Consider the following 15,983-nt stretch of genomic DNA (forward strand, 5'->3'; position numbering starts at 1 on the left):
AGAAAGTAGGATTTTACCTACTTTCTTTCGTAAAAAGGGGAATTGATATGAAACTAATTACAGTAGCAGGGCCACCATCATCTGGAAAAACATCTGTTATTCTTCATCTAATTAAAGCTATGGAGGCAGAAGAAAATAAGGTTGGAGTAGTAAAGTTTGACTGCCTTACATCTTTTGACCAGATTAGATATGAAGAGAATAATATACCTGTTCAAATTGGACTATCTGGTAAAATTTGTCCAGACCATTTTTTTATAAGTAATATTGAAGATGCACTTTATTGGTCTAAAAAATTAAACTTAGATATTTTAATTACTGAAAGTGCAGGGCTTTGTAATCGTTGCTCACCCTATATAAAAACTATACCAGCAGTTTGTGTAATAGATAATTTATCAGGGATAAATACACCTAGAAAAATAGGACCAATGCTAAAATATGCTGATATTGTTGTAATTACAAAAGGAGACATAGTATCACAAGCAGAAAGGGAGGTATTTTCCTTTAATGTACGTCAAGTAAACTCAAAAGCTAAGATAATATTTATAAATGGAATCACAGGACAAGGAGTATTTTTACTTAAGAAATATTTAAGTGATATAAAAGAAATAACCACGCTTAGGGAAAAACAATTACGTTTTACAACACCAGCATCAGTGTGTTCTTACTGTACTGGAGAGACTAGAATTGGAGAATCTTATCAAATGGGAATGATAAAGAAAATGGAGTTTGACTATGAAATATGATAATTATGAAAATTTACTAAACATGTCTATAAAAGAGATAAAAGAAAACTACTCTATGGCCTTTGATTTTTTCTTAAATTACAATCTAAGTAATGTAGATGATTCAATTACTTTTAATAATCTAATAGAATCTTTAGATGAGGAATTTTATATAACTTTTGGGATAGAAAAAGAAGAATTATACATTAAATTGGTGGAGTTTTTAAAAGAATTTGGCCAAGATGAAAAGAGTTTAAATATAGAAAGCATTACTATTAATGGTGGGTACAATAAGCTAAAAGAAAAAGAAGCTATCTCATTGAAAATAAAGGCTGGAGAAATTATAAGTATTGTTGGACCTACAGGTTCAGGAAAAAGTAGACTGTTAGAGGATATTGAATGTTTAGCCCAGAGAGACACTCCTACTAACAGACAAATATTAATAAATGAAAGTATTCCAAGTGATGAAACTCGTTTTGTTATGGATGGAAAGCTAGTAGCTCAACTTTCACAAAATATGAATTTTGTAATGGATTTAACAGTAGAAGAATTTTTACAAATGCACTCTAAAAGTCGTTTTTGTAAAAATCAAGATGACATAGTAAAAAAATGCTTTTATTGTGCTAATAAACTAGCTGGAGAAAAATTTGAATTAACCACAAAGATAACCCAATTATCAGGAGGCCAATCAAGAGCTCTTATGATATCGGATACTGCATATATGAGTTCTTCACCAATAGTTTTAATTGATGAAATTGAAAATGCAGGTATAGATAGAAAGGAAGCTCTAAGACTATTATCTAAAAAGGAAAAAATAATTTTGATTTCAACACATGACCCTATATTAGCTTTAAACGCTAATAAAAGAATAGTTATTAAAAATGGTGGAATTTCAAAGGTAATATCTACAACAGATGAAGAAATAGAAAGTATTAAATACATAGAAAGCTTAGATAATATTTTACTAGATATTAGGCACAAGGTTAGAAAAGGTGAAGTCTTAAATAGAAAAGAAATAGAAAGTATTGTACAGGAGGAGGTAAATGACTTTGTGGGAACTTTATGATGATTTAATAGAAGGAATTCCTAAAGAGATAATAGTTGAAGATATAGCTGTTGGGCAACATAATATTTTAGTAAGAAGTAGTGTAGGTAGTGGTATAGGTTTTGTATATAGTGAAGATGGACGTCCTCCAGAGTTTGTAAAATCTTTTAAAGGAAAATCTTTATATGAAATAGCTGGATGTATTAAGTCTTGGAATATCACAGAATCAGGAATTGGCTTGGCTGCAATAAATTCTTATTATAATTCTGTAAAAGTTTCAAAAGAAAATAATATAAAGTTAAATGAAAACAATTTTATAGAAGATAGAACTAATGACCCTTTTATTTCATACCAGAATATGATAAGGGGAAAAAAGGTAGCGGTTATAGGTCATTTTCACTATTTAGAACAACTATTTGCACCTGTTTGTGATTTATCCATAATAGAAAGTGAAGATATATATGGTGATTATCCAGAGACTTCAGCACCATATATCTTACCTGAACAGGACTTTGTAGTTATATCTTGTTACACATTAAGTACAAAAACTTTTCCTTGGTATTTAGAATTAAGCAAAAATGCTTATGTGGTATTGGTGGGTCCAGCAACTCCAATGGCACCTATATTATTTAAGTATGGAGTAAATGATTTATCAGGATTTGTAATTAAAGAACATGATAAAGTAATGAGCATAATAAGTGGAAATGAGAGAAATAGTATGTTTTACAGTACAGGTCAGAAAGTAAATTTAAAAGACAGTGGGGAAATTTAAATATGAGAATGAATTGGAATGATACTACAATAAAATCTTTTGTTGATGCAAGTGAATATACTGGTTTTCACAAGATATTAGCTAAAGAAATAATTCCGTACATCAAAGATAGCCAAACTTTTTGTGATGTAGGTTGTGGATTAGGTTTAATAGATATGTATTTAAGCAAAGAACTGAAAGATATAACTTGTATTGATATAAACCAAAATGCTATAAATTATTTAGAAAAATCAATAAAAGACAATAATATAAGCAATATTAGGTGTATGGTAAAAGATTTTAAAGATATAAATACAAAATTTGATACTATACTAATTTCTTTTTTTTCATATGAGAATATAGAATTTTTTACTGGGCATTGTGATAGATTAATTGCAATTGTTAATGATAAGTCCAAAACTCATATTCCAGTATCTAAGAAAAGAATGGATGTGGTGGAAAGACATAGTTCAAAAAATTTAAAAGTATTATTAGATGAAAAGAAACTTAGATATGAATTAATACCATTAAGTCTTGAATTTGGACAGACATTTACTTGTGAAGATGACATAGTTAGGTATGCTAAGTCTTATGATGAAGGCGGAGAGTATGAAACTATATACAATCATATTATGAAAAATATAGTTAAGGGAGATAAAGTAGCTTATTACCTTCCATATGAAAAAAATATATCTGTTTTTATAATAGACTTTAATAGATAGATAATTGTAAATTTTAATTTTGCATATAGTGCTATATTTTGATTTAAGTTGACAATTTATATAAGATTGCATACAATTAAACTAAGAATTGAATAAACGTATTTAAAGAGTAGGGAAGTTGGTGAAAATCCAACACGAACCCATCACTGTAAGCATGGATAAATTCTGCATAGCCAACAGATGTTATTTAGAAAGGCTGAGAAAATGAAATGTAAGTCAGATACCTACATTAAATATTAGTAAATAAATTTAGGGGGGAGCAACTAGATTTATTGTCTTGTATATGGAATTTAGAATTTAAAGTATACATATTAAAATGGGATGTTATAGCATTATTTGCTATAACTTTTTTTATGCTCATATTTCTAAATAAGGGGGAAATGTATTATGAGGAAGATTTCAAAAGGGAAGCTGAGTAGTATAATTTTAGCAATTATGCTGATGTTATCATTGATAACAGGGTGTAGTAAACCAGAGGAAAATAATGATGTTAGTAAGATGAATAATGAAAAGGAAGTAGTTTTAGCAGCAGCTAGAGATTTGGCACCAGGTGAACAAGATGCTTATTACACAAGTTCTATACTCTATGTTTGGGAACCGTTAATAGGGTTGGGTGATGATGGAAAACCAAAGGCAGAACTTGCAGAAAAATGGTCAAATTCAGGTGATTATAAAGAATGGACATTTACAATAAAGAAGGGTGTAAAATTCCATGATGGTGTAGATTTGAATGCAGATTCAGTAGTAAAAAATTTTGAACGTTATATGAATATGAAAACGAAATCTTCACCTTTTTATTCGTTTGATATAGAAAAGACATATCCTAATTTACAAAGTGTGGATAAAGTTTCTGACTATGAAGTTAAACTTACTTTCAGTAAACCAATATCAACTTTAATATACAACATGGCTAGATTTGGAAGTGCTATGTATAGTCCAGAGTGTTTTGATGTAAAAACGGGAGACTTTACTAAGTATGCACAAGGAACTGGTCCATTTAAGATAAAAGAACGAGAAAAAGAACAATTTGTTTTGTTAGAGAGAAATCAAGACTATTATGGAGATAAAAGTAAAGTTAAAAATGTAAGAGTAAATGTAATTAAAGATGCACAAACTCGTTACACAGCACTTAAATCAGAGGAAATTATGGGTGTTATGGATTTAGGGGCTATTACTCCAGAGTTAGCTAGTGAGCTAATAAAGGATGAAAACTTTGAGATTAAAACATCTCCATCAACAATAACTCAATTTGTATCTACAAACGGTACTAGGGCACCATTTAATAATGTTAAGATAAAAGAAGCACTAAGCTTGTTGGTGGATAGAGAAACTATAGTAAATAAATTTTATGGAGGATATGGAACTCCGACTATGAATATATTGAACCAAGGTTCACCTTTTGCTAAGGAAATTAAACCTGTTTATGATGCAGAAAAAGCAAAAAAAATTATAAAGAATGAGTTAAAAGGGGAAACAAAAGAGTTAGAGTTTATAATACCATCTTATGGTGTAGACCGTTATCCATACAAAACTGTAGCAGAGTATATACAATCTGTATTAAGTGAAGTTGGATTAAACTCTAAAATAACTATACTTGATGGTGCTGCTTTTAAGGAAGCACAAAAAACAGGAAATTATGACATAGCACTTCACACTCAAGGGCTTCCAAATGCAGAACCATTTTCTATATTTGATAGTTATATGAGAAGCACAGGGTCAAGTAATATAGCTTATTCATTGGGCTATAAAAATGAAAGAGCAGATGAATTAATAGGTCAATTAGAAAAAACAATGGATTTAGATAAAAGAAGTAAAATATATGATGAGCTTCAAGATATATCAGCAGAACACCCATCAGCTATACCATTATTTGAAGATGTTAACTTAATTGCCTATAATAAAAAAATAACTGGATACAAACCTACATTATATGGGACTACATTAGCAAATATGGAGTGGAGTAAGTAGTGAAAACACCATTTAAATATTTAATTAGAAGGATATTGATGACTATCCCTATTTTGATAGGAATAACTTTTCTAGGATTTATATTAGGAGTTATAGCACCTGGTGACCCAGCAGTTGAATATTTAAGCATGGATGGTATTTCTGCTCCTACAGATGAAGAAATAGAAAGAGTTAGAGAAGAGTTAGGGTTAAATGATAATATTATAGTTCAGTATATTAATTGGACTAAAAAAGCTATGACTGGAGATTTAGGACTTTCCTATATCAAAAAGACATCTATTACAGAAGAGATATTAAGAAGGTTACCAATAACCTTCTCTTTATCTTTAATGGCTATGTTTTTTGTTATAGTGTTATCTATACCATTAGCTATAATCATGGCTTTAAAAAAGGATTCAGCGATAGATAAGATTGGCACTTTTGTATCTTTACTTATGATATCTATTCCAGGGTTTTGGTTAGCTATTATTATGTTAAGTATATTTTGTGAGAATCTTAGATGGCTACCTACGAGTGGGTATGGTACGATTAAACATTTAATAATGCCTGGATTTGTTTTAGCAGCTGGGACTATAGGAACTGTAGCAAGGTTAAATAGAGCAACTTTAATAGAAAGTATAGGACAAAACTATATAACAGTGGCAAAAGCTAAGGGTCTGTCAAATAAAATAGTTATTTTTAAGTATGCTTTTTTAAATTCATTAATGCCCATTGTAACAGTTCTGGGAAACTATTTTGGTGCTATTTTAGGAGGCTCCACAGTGGTTGAGGTTATTTTTAGTATTCCAGGTATGGGAAGTTATGTAATACAAGGAATAATGAGTAGAGATTATCCAGTGGTACAAGGATATGTGCTATTTACAGGGATTATATTTATAGTGTTTAATTTAATTGTAGACATATGTTACCTATTTCTTAATCCTAAAATGAGGGTGGGAGATAAATGAGATGGATAAATTTAAAGAAATGTTATTTATACATAAACTAGCTTTTTTAGTGCTAATAATTATGATACTTGTTGCAATGTTTGCACCAGAGTTAGCTCCATATGACCCTAATAAAGTACAAATGGATGATAGATTAATGGGAATTTCTAGAGAACATATACTTGGTACAGATACTCTAGGCAGAGATATTCTAAGTAGGATATTATATGGAGCCAGAGTATCAATATCTTTAGCTTTTTTAGCAACCTTATTAACAATGCTATTTGGTAGTTTTGTGGGTATAATAGCAGGATATTGTGGTGGGATAGTAGATACGATAATACAGTCAATTGTAAATATATTTCAAGGTCTTCCAAGTCTTAGCTTTATGATTGCCCTTGCTGGAGTTCTTGGGCCAGGTATAAAAAGTTTATTAATTGCAATAGTATTCACTTCTTGGGCTGGTTTTTCAAGAATAGTTAGAGGAGAGGTATTAAAGGTAAAAGAAGAAAAATATGTTGAAGGTGCAAGAGCACTAGGGGCTAGTCATATTTATATAATTTTGCACTATATAATTCCAAATATATTTGCTCCTTTTATAGTACTATTTGCAATAAGGGTAGGAAAAAGTGTACTTTCTATGGCATCGTTAAGTTTTTTAGGTCTAGGAATACAACCCCCACAAGCAGATTGGGGTGTTATGATAAATGATGCTAAGACTCATTTTAGAAGCTATCCAAATCTATTATTAGCACCTGGGTTTAGTATATTATTATTGTGTTGCAGTATAAATTTAATTGGAGATGCACTAAGGGATATGTTTGATGAAAAAAGCAACACTTTAAGCCAATATCTTTAGAAGGAATAAAAACTATGAATAGAGATATAAGTATAAAAGATTTAAAAATTCATTTTAATACTAAGGAAGGAAAAGTAAGAGCTGTAGATGGAATATCTAGAACCTTTCAAAGTGGTAAAATTACAGGAATTATTGGAGAAACTGGAAGTGGAAAATCGGTACTAGGACTAGGGATTTTGAACCTTGTATCTAATAACTCAACTGTTTCAGGCAGTGTCTTATATGAAGAAAAAGATTTGCTAAAAATTAAAGAAAATGAAATTAGAGAAATCAGAGGGAAAAAAATAGCGTTAATACCCCAAAATCCATCAAGTTCTTTTAATCCAATATTGAAAATAGGAAGTCATATGAATGAACTTTTTTATTATCATGGAAAAGAAAAAAAGAATTCTTGTAAGAGTAAAAGTTTGGAGATATTAAAAAAAATTTTTTTCTCAAATAGTGAGTTGGTTTATAATTCGTATGGATTTCAGTTAAGTGGAGGTATGAGTCAAAGAGCATTAGCAGCTATAGGGACAGCACTAAAACCTAACTGGGTAATTGCAGATGAACCAACTAAAGGGTTGGATGCAATAATAAGAAAGCAAGTATATGAAGTATTTTATGATTTAAGAAGTAATATGGGTGTTAGCATGATACTTATAACTCATGATTTAATGCTAGCTAAAAAGCTTTGTGATGAAGTTGTAGTTATGTATGCAGGTAAAATCATAGAAGAGGGTACAAAAAATAGTATCTTTAATAATCCACTACATCCTTATACGAGAGGTTTAATTGATTCACAGCCAAATAAAAAATTAATACCCATTGAAGGGATAGCGCCAAGTCTAACAAACTTACCAAAAGGATGTAGATTTTCTCCGAGATGCAAGGTTGCAAAAAAAACATGTATTGATTATGAACCAAGACTATTTGATGTTAATGGTTCAAAAGTGAGGTGTTTTCTTTATGATAAGAGTTTGTAACCTTTATAAGGAGTTTAAAAGCGGAATAATCAATAAAAAGATAGTTAAGGCGGTAGATGATGTATCTTTTGAAATCAAAGAGGGAAAAACCTTAGGTCTTGTAGGAGAAAGTGGATGCGGAAAATCAACTTTATCAAGGCTTATTTTAAGACTTATTAAATGTGACAGAGGTAAAATTTATTTTAATGGTAGAGATATCAGTAATTATGATTTTTCTCAAATGAGGGATTTAAGAAAAGAGATACAGATAATATTTCAACATCCAGATTCTGCCCTAAGCCCTAAAAAAACTATATATGGGAGCCTTGTGGAACCATTAAAAATTCATAAACTCTACGAAAAGAATAAAGCAAGAGAATACATAATGGAATATTTAAGTTTTGTTGGGCTTAGTGAGGAAATTTTAAATAGATACCCACATCAAGTAAGTGGAGGACAAATACAAAGAGTTGCTTTAGCTAGAGTGCTTTTATTAAATCCTAAATTTATAATATTAGATGAACCTACATCAATGCTAGATGTATCTGTGCAAGCTCAAGTTATACAGGTTTTGAAGAAAGCTCAAAAACAGTTTAATATAACCTATTTATTTATATCTCATGATATAGACTTAGTAAAAGAAGTTAGTGATGAGGTTGCAGTCATGTTAAATGGCAAGATAGTTGAAATTATAGATGCTAAGGAATTGTATAAAAGTGCAAAGCATGCTTATACCAAAGAGCTTGTTGAGAATTTCACTAATTTTTAAAATATAGTAATCAATTGTTTAATCAATATTACATTAGTAAGAGTAGTTTTTTGAGTATAGAAAATTACAAATCTCGCCCTAATATTTTTAGAAAGGAAGAGTAATTATGTACTATAAAGATATAGATTTTGAGAAAAAATGGCATGAGTATGTTGAAAGTAAAGAAGGATATGCAAGAGAAAGAGCTTTTGATGATGAAGCGGAAAGAAAGTTTTTTAAAAAATTATCTCATAAATATGATGATAGACCAACGCTTTATGATTATTCAAAAGAAGTATTTAATTTTGTAGATAAGTTAATAGATGAAGGAAAAAATCTTATAGAAATTGGTGCAGGTACCGGAAAATTTACTATTCCACTTTCTAAGAAATGTAAAGGTATAATTGCTAATGATTTTTCAATAGATATGCTTAATGTGCTTGAAGGAAAGGCTAGGGAACATAATATAACTAATATAGATACAATACAAGGAAAATGGGAAGAGATTAATGTTGGGCATAGTGATTATATTTTATCTGTGAATTCTCTTTATCGAATTTGGGATATTAAAGATGCTTTGAGTAAGATGGATAAGCTAGCTAAAGAAAAAGTGATTATAGTGAGAACTATTCAAAAACCATTATTTAATGATTTGTATATGGATTTAGGTGATAAAGATAGAACTTGTCCAGATTATATATACATTCCAAATATACTACATTCTTTAAATATATGTGCAGATATAAAGTTTATTGATGTAGAAAATGAAATTGAATTCGATAGTGTAGAGGATATACTTTTTAAAATGGAAACAGAATTAAATAAAAAGATTAACTTTAGCGATATGTTGGATAAGTATATAGATAATATAATAGAAAAAAGAGAAAACAAATATATTTTTAAACATAAAACTAAAGTTGTAATTATATACTGGAATAGTATAAGCTAGATTTGTTAATATTATCGAAGCATAGAAACTCTTCTGAAAATATTTACAATCTCGACATATTATGCTACAATTATTTAGAATAAATAAAATTTAATAAGAATTACCTCATCTAATAAAAAGATTGAGGTAGAGGTCGCATTTACTAAGATTAATATTGAAGAGGTCGGAAGCCAATGAAGCAATATAAAAGGAGTAAGTGCCGAAGTGCTAGTGTCCAAATCTAGTGCTGGGGCTGTATTTAATAAGTACAGTACTGTCATCAAAATTATCCCGAATTTTGATGGAGAGCTATCTTAACTAAGATAAAGGGAAGATGTAGGTATATTGTATTTAGCGCATTCAGCTCAACATGTATCCATGTTGAGCTTTTTTACATCTATATAAAATAGGATAGAAAAGGGAAGCAATAATAAAATATTTTAATTTTAAAAGTGGGGGAGATTAAAAATGAGCAGTTTAAAAAAGAAAAAGTTTACTATGCCACAGACACTTACTATAATATTTTTACTAATAGTAGTAATGGCAGTTCTTACTTGGATAGTACCAAGTGGAAATTTTGAAAGAGTAGATATAGATGGAAGGTCGGTTGTTGTAGCTGGAACTTATGAAAAAGCAGCATCAAATCCACAAGGAATTACTGATGTATTTACAGCACCTATAAATGGATTTATAGATGCAGCTGAAGTAGTTGGATTTGTTTTGATAGTTGGAGGAGCTTTTGGAATAGTTAACAAAACAGGAGCTATAGAAGCTGTTATAGCTCATACTGTAAATAAAATGAAGAGATTCCAATTCTTAATAATACCTATATCAATGATTCTATTTGGATTAGGTGGAACAACATTTGGAATGAGTGAAGAAACACTACCTTTTTATATGATATTTATTCCACTCATGACCAGTATGGGATATGATTCATTAACAGCAGTGGCCACAGTATTTATAGGAGCAACAGCTGGATTTGGAGCAGCTACTACTAATCCTTTCTCTGTAGGAATAGCACAAGCATTGTCACAAATAACACCAGGTTCTGGGATAGAGTTGAGAGTTGTTATGTTTATAATATATATGGCTATATCTATAGGATTTGTTATGATGTATGCCAATAAAGTTAAAAAAGACCCTAAGAAGTCTTTAGTACATGGTATATCATTGAATCAAGAATCAATGGCTAATACTGATACAAACATAAAAGAATTTACAAAAAGAGAAGCTATGGTAATAGCAATTTTCACAATAGGTATGGCAATTATGATATATGGAGTTTTAAAGCTAGGATGGTACATAACTGAAATTGCAATGATATTTACAGCTATAGGTATAATATCAGGAATAGCATCAGGGCTTAAACAAGATGACATAGTTAATTCATTTATAAGTGGAGCAGGAGATTTAATGACAGCAGGGCTATGTATAGCATTTGCACGTGGAATAGTAATAATAGCAGAAAATGGATTTATAATAGATACAATTTTAAATTCTGCCGCAAATTTATTAAATGGACTTCCAAAGACTATATTTATAAATTTAACTTTCTTAATAGAAGGTTTAATAGCATTTTTTATACCATCTGCATCAGGACTTGCATCACTTACAATACCTGTACTTGCTCCACTTGGAGATTTAGTAGATGTATCTAGACAAATGATAGTTACAGCTTATCAATTTGGTATAGGTGTAACTAACTTAATAACACCTACATCAGGTGTTTTAATGGGAGCACTAGCAGTAGCTAATATTCCTTGGTCAAAGTGGGTTAGATTTGTAATGCCTTTAATGGTAGTATTAACAATTACTGTAATGGTGTTTTTAACAATAGGATTATTTGTTGGATTCTAATAGGAGGTATATTATGATTGAAAGTATAAAGAAAAGAGCTTATGAGATAGAGAATGAACTGGGAAAAGAAATTGAAGAAGTATGTGATTTTATATTTAACAATCCAGAACTAGGAGAAGAAGAATATATATCATCAAAGTACTTGGTAGATAAAATGAAGGAATATGGATTTGATACAACTTATCCATACTGTAATATGGATACTGCTTTTAGAGCAGAACTAGGGGATAATGATGGTCCAACTATAGCATTTTTAGCTGAGTATGACGCATTGCCTGGATATGGGGAAAATAAAGAACCAGGTCATGCTTGTGGACATAACTGGATTGCTGCATCTACATTAGGAGCTTGTATAGTACTAAGTAAGTTAAAAGAAAATTTTAAAGGAAAAATTGTACTAATAGGAACACCAGCTGAAGAAACAACAGGAGGAAAGTGTGATTTAGTTAAGGCAGGAGCTTTTGATGATATTGATGTAAGTTATCAGATGCATATAGAAGCTTTTAATAACATAAACTGCAAGGCTTTGGCAATAGATTCAATAGAGTTTAGTTTTGAAGGGGTATCAGCACATGCAGCTAGCCATCCTCATATGGGTGTTAATGCATTAGATGCAGTACAACTTACTTTTGCAGGAATAAATGCACTAAGACAGCATGTAAAATCAGATGTTAGAATACATGGGATAGTTTCAAATGGAGGAGAAGCTCCAAACATAGTTCCAGAAAAAGCTGCCTGTGAATTTTTCGTAAGAGCTGCTGAAAGAAGTTATTTAGATGAAGTAACTAAAAAGGTTATAAACTGTGCAAAAGGTGCAGAGTTAATGACAGGTGCTAAACTTTCTTATAGATACTTTGAAAATTCTTTTGACAATATAATAAATAATAAGGTGCTTCAGAATATAACAAAGAATAATCTAATTGAGGCAGGTATAACAGATATATTAGAAGGAAAAGAAGGTCCAGTAGGTTCTACAGACATAGGAAACGTAAGCCAAGTTTGTCCTACTATGTATACGGAAATAGCTCTAGACATAAATCCAATGGTATATGTTCATGAAAAAGAGTTTTTAAATTATGCAAATTCTGAGGAAGCTTATGATAAACTTCACAAAGCAGTAAAGGCAATGGTAGGATGTGCATTAGAAATTTACCTAGAAGATGGGCTACTTGATGAGATTAAGAAAAATCATTTGAATTAACTTAAATTAAAAATAAGATAAAAAGGTATTACCAGAAAGTTGGTAATACCTTTTTATTTTTTGATAGGAGTCATGTTTTTGTAGATTCTATAGCTAAAGTTATATTATTTATCTAATCTTAATCATATAATAATATTTCTAGCTTAAGGTTAAATAAAAAATAAGAAATCTATCAATTTGGCATAACTTTTGCTTTATATAAGTTAAAAGATTTTGAACTATATTAGAACTATTAAAATTTTATATAATATAAACAAAAGAAAGGATAGATTTATAATGAAAACAATAGCAGTAGTAACTGATGGATTATCTAAATTAGAGTGTTTTTTAAATAAAAACCTAAAGCTGATATTTAAAGATAAAGTAATAATAAAAAACTATTATTTAAATAGAATAACAGAAGAAGAATCGATAAAAGATGACATAATATTAGTAATGATAGATGATAGAGTATTGAAAATAAAAAAATATGTAAAAGATGTCTCAAAGATAATAATTATAAATAGAACTATAAAGCAAAAGGATATATACAAGTTATTTTCATTACCAGAAGGAATAGATGTATTAGTAGTAAATGATAATAAGCACACTGTATTAGAAACAATATCTAATTTATACAATATAGGAATAAATCACTTAAATTTCATACCATATAATCCTAATGAAGAATATAGAAATATTAAGATAGCTGTAACACCAGGAGAAGCAGATTTAGTTCCAAAATATATTGAAGAAGTTATTGATTTAGGGCATAGGTATATTGATAGTTCAACATTTATTCAAATAATAGCAAAACTCAAACTGGATGATAAGGAAATTACTGAGAGGCTAATTAAGTATATAGATGAAGTGATTAGTTTATATTCAGGAATAAATACTAAATATAAAGAACTTACTATAAAAGCAGATGAATTGAATTCTATAATAAACTTATCAAATCTAGGTATGGCAATGATATCAGAGAAGGAAAATGTAATTATTTGTAATAATAGCTTGAGTGATATACTAGATATTAAAAATGATATTATAGGAAAAAATATAGATGAATTAGAGAATGAAAATATTAAAAAGATTTTTAGATTAAGTAAGGCACATGATGAAGTTATAAAGTTTAATAATAAATATTTAAATGTAAATAAGTATAATATAGAAAGTTTTGGAAGGGTGACTGGATATTATTTTTGTATTCAAGAAATAACTTACATAAGGAAATTGGAACAAAACCTATCAAAGAAGCTTAGAGAAAAGGGACAAGTTGCTAGGTATACCTTTGATGACATAAAAACAGTATCAGTAAAAATGGAAAGAACTAAAGAGCTAGGTATGAAAATAGCGGAATCTGATTATACAGTTCTTATAACTGGAGAAAGTGGAACAGGAAAAGAACTTATGGCTCAGTCTATTCATAATGCATCACCAAGGCATAGTCAGCCATTTATAGCGATAAACTGTGCAGCTATGCCAGAAAACCTACTTGAAAGTGAACTTTTTGGATATGAAGAAGGTGCTTTTACAGGTGCTTTAAGAGGAGGGAAAAAAGGTTTATTTGAGCAAGCTAATAATGGAACTATATTTTTAGATGAAATAGGAGACATGCCCATATATTTACAAAGCAAATTACTTAGAGTATTACAAGAAAATCAAGTCATGAGAGTTGGGGGGGAAAATGTAATAGACACTGATGTAAGAGTAATTGCAGCTACAAATAAAAATTTATTAGAAATGATAAAAAAAGATAGATTCAGAGCTGATTTATATTATAGGATAAATGTATTGCCTATAAACATACCACCTTTAAGAGAGAGAAAAGAAGATATAGAAGTTATGCTAAAGCATTTTATGAAAAGGAAGAGGGAAATTAGTCAAGATGTTAAAGACATTATTAATTCATATGAATGGCCAGGGAATATAAGAGAATTAAAAAATACAGCTATGTATATTAACATTATGAGTTCTGAACATGTTATTTTAATTAATGACTTACCTCATAATTTACTAAATATAACTGAAGACTATAGTAAAGAAATAAGTACATTAAAAGATAGAACATCTATAGAAAAAGTAAGATTAGTAATGGAATGCTTAAAAAATGCCAATAATCTTAATAAAAACATAGGTAGAAATGGTATTGTTAATTCAATAAATGAATTAGGTTATAGTATAACAGAAGGTGAGGTAAGGGGAATACTTAATATACTTAAAGAACTAGATTTGATAATATGTGAATCAGGTAGAAAGGGAAGTGAGTTAAATAGAAGAGGAAAAAATATATTAAATAGTATTTAATAGGTTAATAAAAAGGAAAGTATGAATGCCTATTTTGCCTATTAATTAGAATTAACACTATTCAAAAAGTCGAATTAAATAGGATTAAAATAAAATATAAATCAATAGAGTGATTTATATAACTGATTCCTTAGAAAAAGTATTTTAAAAATAAATTAGAATTTTTAAACAATTAAAATATTGGTATGCTACTTGCTCTTTAAGAGAGAAGTAGCATTTTTTATTGTTCATAAATAATTTAAGGGGTGAAGAAAGTGATTAAAAAGAAATATCCAGTAATAGGAATATCAGGAAACTTATTAATTGATGAAGGGGGGATGTTTCCTGGTTATGAAAGGGCTTATGTAAATAATGACTATATACAGTCAGTAGCTATGTGTAAAGCTATACCATATATTGTACCAATTATATATGATGATGAGATTATAAAGGAACAAGTATCAAATATAGATGGACTTATACTATCAGGAGGACAAGATGTAAATCCTCTTATATGGAAGGAGGAACCTCATAATAAGCTAGGTGCAATATCACCTAAAAGAGATGTTTTTGATATGAAGTTATTAAAGTATGCTTTAGATATGAAAAAACCAGTGTTAGGTATATGTAGAGGTGAACAAATTATAAATGTAGCTGAGGGAGGGAGTTTATATCAAGATTTATCTTTAATTGAAGGAGCTTACATAAAACATAATCAGCAACATTTATCTAATATACCTACACATACAGCACAGATAAAAGAGGGTACAAAGTTGTATGAAATATTAGGAGAACAAGAAATCCTAGTTAATAGTTTCCATCATTTAGTTGTCAATAAGGTAGCTCCAGGATATATTGTTTCAGCTACTGCTAAAGATGGTTTAATTGAAGCTATAGAAAAGGATGGGAATGAGTTTGTAATAGGCATACAATGGCATCCAGAAATGATGACTAAGGATTGTGATAATATGAAAAAAATATTTATGGCGATAGTTAAAGAAGCATCTAAAGAAAAATAATTATAACTATATTTTAAGTTGAGTT

General features: G+C 29.5%; 14 protein-coding genes and 2 riboswitches. All 14 genes read left to right on the forward strand.

Annotated elements, in window-relative coordinates:
- The first annotated feature begins 47 nt into the window (after window positions 1-47).
- The 14 genes from IC174_RS01445 (at window position 48) to IC174_RS01510 (ending at window position 15,958) form a co-directional block, all read left to right on the forward strand.
- The gene (locus IC174_RS01445) at window positions 48-743 is read left to right on the forward strand and encodes a GTP-binding protein (protein ID WP_227433850.1); all 696 of its coding nucleotides are present in this window, start codon (window positions 48-50) and stop codon (window positions 741-743) included.
- On the forward strand, window positions 733-1,788 hold the full coding sequence (locus tag IC174_RS01450; protein ID WP_227481947.1) for an ATP-binding cassette domain-containing protein: 1,056 nt from the start codon (window positions 733-735) through the stop codon (window positions 1,786-1,788). The genes IC174_RS01445 and IC174_RS01450 overlap by 11 nt, the downstream gene beginning before the upstream one ends.
- Complete coding sequence (locus IC174_RS01455) at window positions 1,766-2,539, forward strand: Rossmann-like domain-containing protein (protein WP_227481948.1); 774 nt, start codon at window positions 1,766-1,768, stop codon at window positions 2,537-2,539. The genes IC174_RS01450 and IC174_RS01455 overlap by 23 nt, the downstream gene beginning before the upstream one ends.
- Window positions 2,540-2,541: 2 nt before the next feature.
- Window positions 2,542-3,240, forward strand: coding sequence for a methyltransferase (locus IC174_RS01460; RefSeq protein WP_227433853.1), 699 nt, complete (start codon window positions 2,542-2,544; stop codon window positions 3,238-3,240).
- 88 nt (window positions 3,241-3,328) lie between these two features.
- Window positions 3,329-3,466, forward strand: a riboswitch (cobalamin riboswitch).
- 161 nt (window positions 3,467-3,627) lie between these two features.
- The gene (locus tag IC174_RS01465; protein ID WP_227481949.1) at window positions 3,628-5,208 is read left to right on the forward strand and encodes an ABC transporter substrate-binding protein; all 1,581 of its coding nucleotides are present in this window, start codon (window positions 3,628-3,630) and stop codon (window positions 5,206-5,208) included.
- Window positions 5,208-6,155 carry an ABC transporter permease gene (locus tag IC174_RS21325; protein ID WP_227481950.1) on the forward strand — a complete coding sequence of 316 codons (948 nt, stop codon included), beginning with the start codon at window positions 5,208-5,210 and terminating at the stop codon, window positions 6,153-6,155. The genes IC174_RS01465 and IC174_RS21325 overlap by 1 nt, the downstream gene beginning before the upstream one ends.
- Window position 6,156: 1 nt before the next feature.
- Window positions 6,157-6,993, forward strand: coding sequence for an ABC transporter permease (locus IC174_RS01475; RefSeq protein ID WP_227481951.1), 837 nt, complete (start codon window positions 6,157-6,159; stop codon window positions 6,991-6,993).
- A gap of 14 nt (window positions 6,994-7,007) precedes the next feature.
- Entirely contained in the window at window positions 7,008-7,958 is a 951-nt protein-coding gene (locus tag IC174_RS01480) for an ABC transporter ATP-binding protein (protein ID WP_227481952.1), read from the forward strand.
- On the forward strand, window positions 7,942-8,706 hold the full coding sequence (locus IC174_RS01485) for an ATP-binding cassette domain-containing protein (RefSeq protein WP_227481953.1): 765 nt from the start codon (window positions 7,942-7,944) through the stop codon (window positions 8,704-8,706). Before IC174_RS01480 ends, IC174_RS01485 begins: the two co-directional genes overlap by 17 nt.
- 106 nt (window positions 8,707-8,812) lie before the next feature.
- A complete protein-coding gene (locus tag IC174_RS01490) occupies window positions 8,813-9,634 on the forward strand; it encodes a class I SAM-dependent methyltransferase (protein WP_227481954.1) in 822 nt (273 codons plus the stop codon).
- A gap of 119 nt (window positions 9,635-9,753) precedes the next feature.
- Window positions 9,754-9,933: riboswitch (Lysine riboswitch) on the forward strand.
- A 148-nt stretch (window positions 9,934-10,081) separates the two neighbouring features.
- The gene (locus IC174_RS01495) at window positions 10,082-11,473 is read left to right on the forward strand and encodes a YfcC family protein (RefSeq protein ID WP_227433860.1); all 1,392 of its coding nucleotides are present in this window, start codon (window positions 10,082-10,084) and stop codon (window positions 11,471-11,473) included.
- 13 nt (window positions 11,474-11,486) lie between these two features.
- A complete protein-coding gene (locus IC174_RS01500) occupies window positions 11,487-12,674 on the forward strand; it encodes a M20 family metallopeptidase (protein ID WP_227481955.1) in 1,188 nt (395 codons plus the stop codon).
- Window positions 12,675-12,950: 276 nt separating this feature from the next.
- A complete protein-coding gene (locus IC174_RS01505; protein WP_227481956.1) occupies window positions 12,951-14,960 on the forward strand; it encodes a sigma 54-interacting transcriptional regulator in 2,010 nt (669 codons plus the stop codon).
- Between the two features lie 245 nt (window positions 14,961-15,205).
- Window positions 15,206-15,958 (forward strand): gamma-glutamyl-gamma-aminobutyrate hydrolase family protein, encoded by a 753-nt coding sequence (locus IC174_RS01510; protein WP_413926935.1) that lies wholly within the window; start codon window positions 15,206-15,208, stop codon window positions 15,956-15,958.
- Window positions 15,959-15,983 lie beyond the last annotated feature (25 nt).

Origin of the sequence: Clostridioides sp. ES-S-0001-03 (assembly GCF_020676075.1) — a bacterium.
Lineage (GTDB): Bacteria > Bacillota > Clostridia > Peptostreptococcales > Peptostreptococcaceae > Clostridioides.

What these genes read in the sequence shown, in the direction of transcription:
- IC174_RS01500 (WP_227481955.1), top strand. Translation starts at nt 11,487, where the DNA reads ATGATTGAAAGTATAAAGAAAAGAGCTTATGAGATAGAGAATGAACTG.
- IC174_RS01465 (WP_227481949.1), top strand. Translation starts at nt 3,628, where the DNA reads ATGAGGAAGATTTCAAAAGGGAAGCTGAGTAGTATAATTTTAGCAATT.
- IC174_RS01475 (WP_227481951.1), top strand. Translation starts at nt 6,157, where the DNA reads ATGGATAAATTTAAAGAAATGTTATTTATACATAAACTAGCTTTTTTA.
- IC174_RS01490 (WP_227481954.1), top strand. Translation starts at nt 8,813, where the DNA reads ATGTACTATAAAGATATAGATTTTGAGAAAAAATGGCATGAGTATGTT.
- IC174_RS01495 (WP_227433860.1), top strand. Translation starts at nt 10,082, where the DNA reads ATGAGCAGTTTAAAAAAGAAAAAGTTTACTATGCCACAGACACTTACT.
- IC174_RS01445 (WP_227433850.1), top strand. Translation starts at nt 48, where the DNA reads ATGAAACTAATTACAGTAGCAGGGCCACCATCATCTGGAAAAACATCT.
- IC174_RS01450 (WP_227481947.1), top strand. Translation starts at nt 733, where the DNA reads ATGAAATATGATAATTATGAAAATTTACTAAACATGTCTATAAAAGAG.
- IC174_RS01480 (WP_227481952.1), top strand. Translation starts at nt 7,008, where the DNA reads ATGAATAGAGATATAAGTATAAAAGATTTAAAAATTCATTTTAATACT.
- IC174_RS01455 (WP_227481948.1), top strand. Translation starts at nt 1,766, where the DNA reads ATGACTTTGTGGGAACTTTATGATGATTTAATAGAAGGAATTCCTAAA.
- IC174_RS01485 (WP_227481953.1), top strand. Translation starts at nt 7,942, where the DNA reads ATGATAAGAGTTTGTAACCTTTATAAGGAGTTTAAAAGCGGAATAATC.
- IC174_RS01460 (WP_227433853.1), top strand. Translation starts at nt 2,542, where the DNA reads ATGAGAATGAATTGGAATGATACTACAATAAAATCTTTTGTTGATGCA.
- IC174_RS01505 (WP_227481956.1), top strand. Translation starts at nt 12,951, where the DNA reads ATGAAAACAATAGCAGTAGTAACTGATGGATTATCTAAATTAGAGTGT.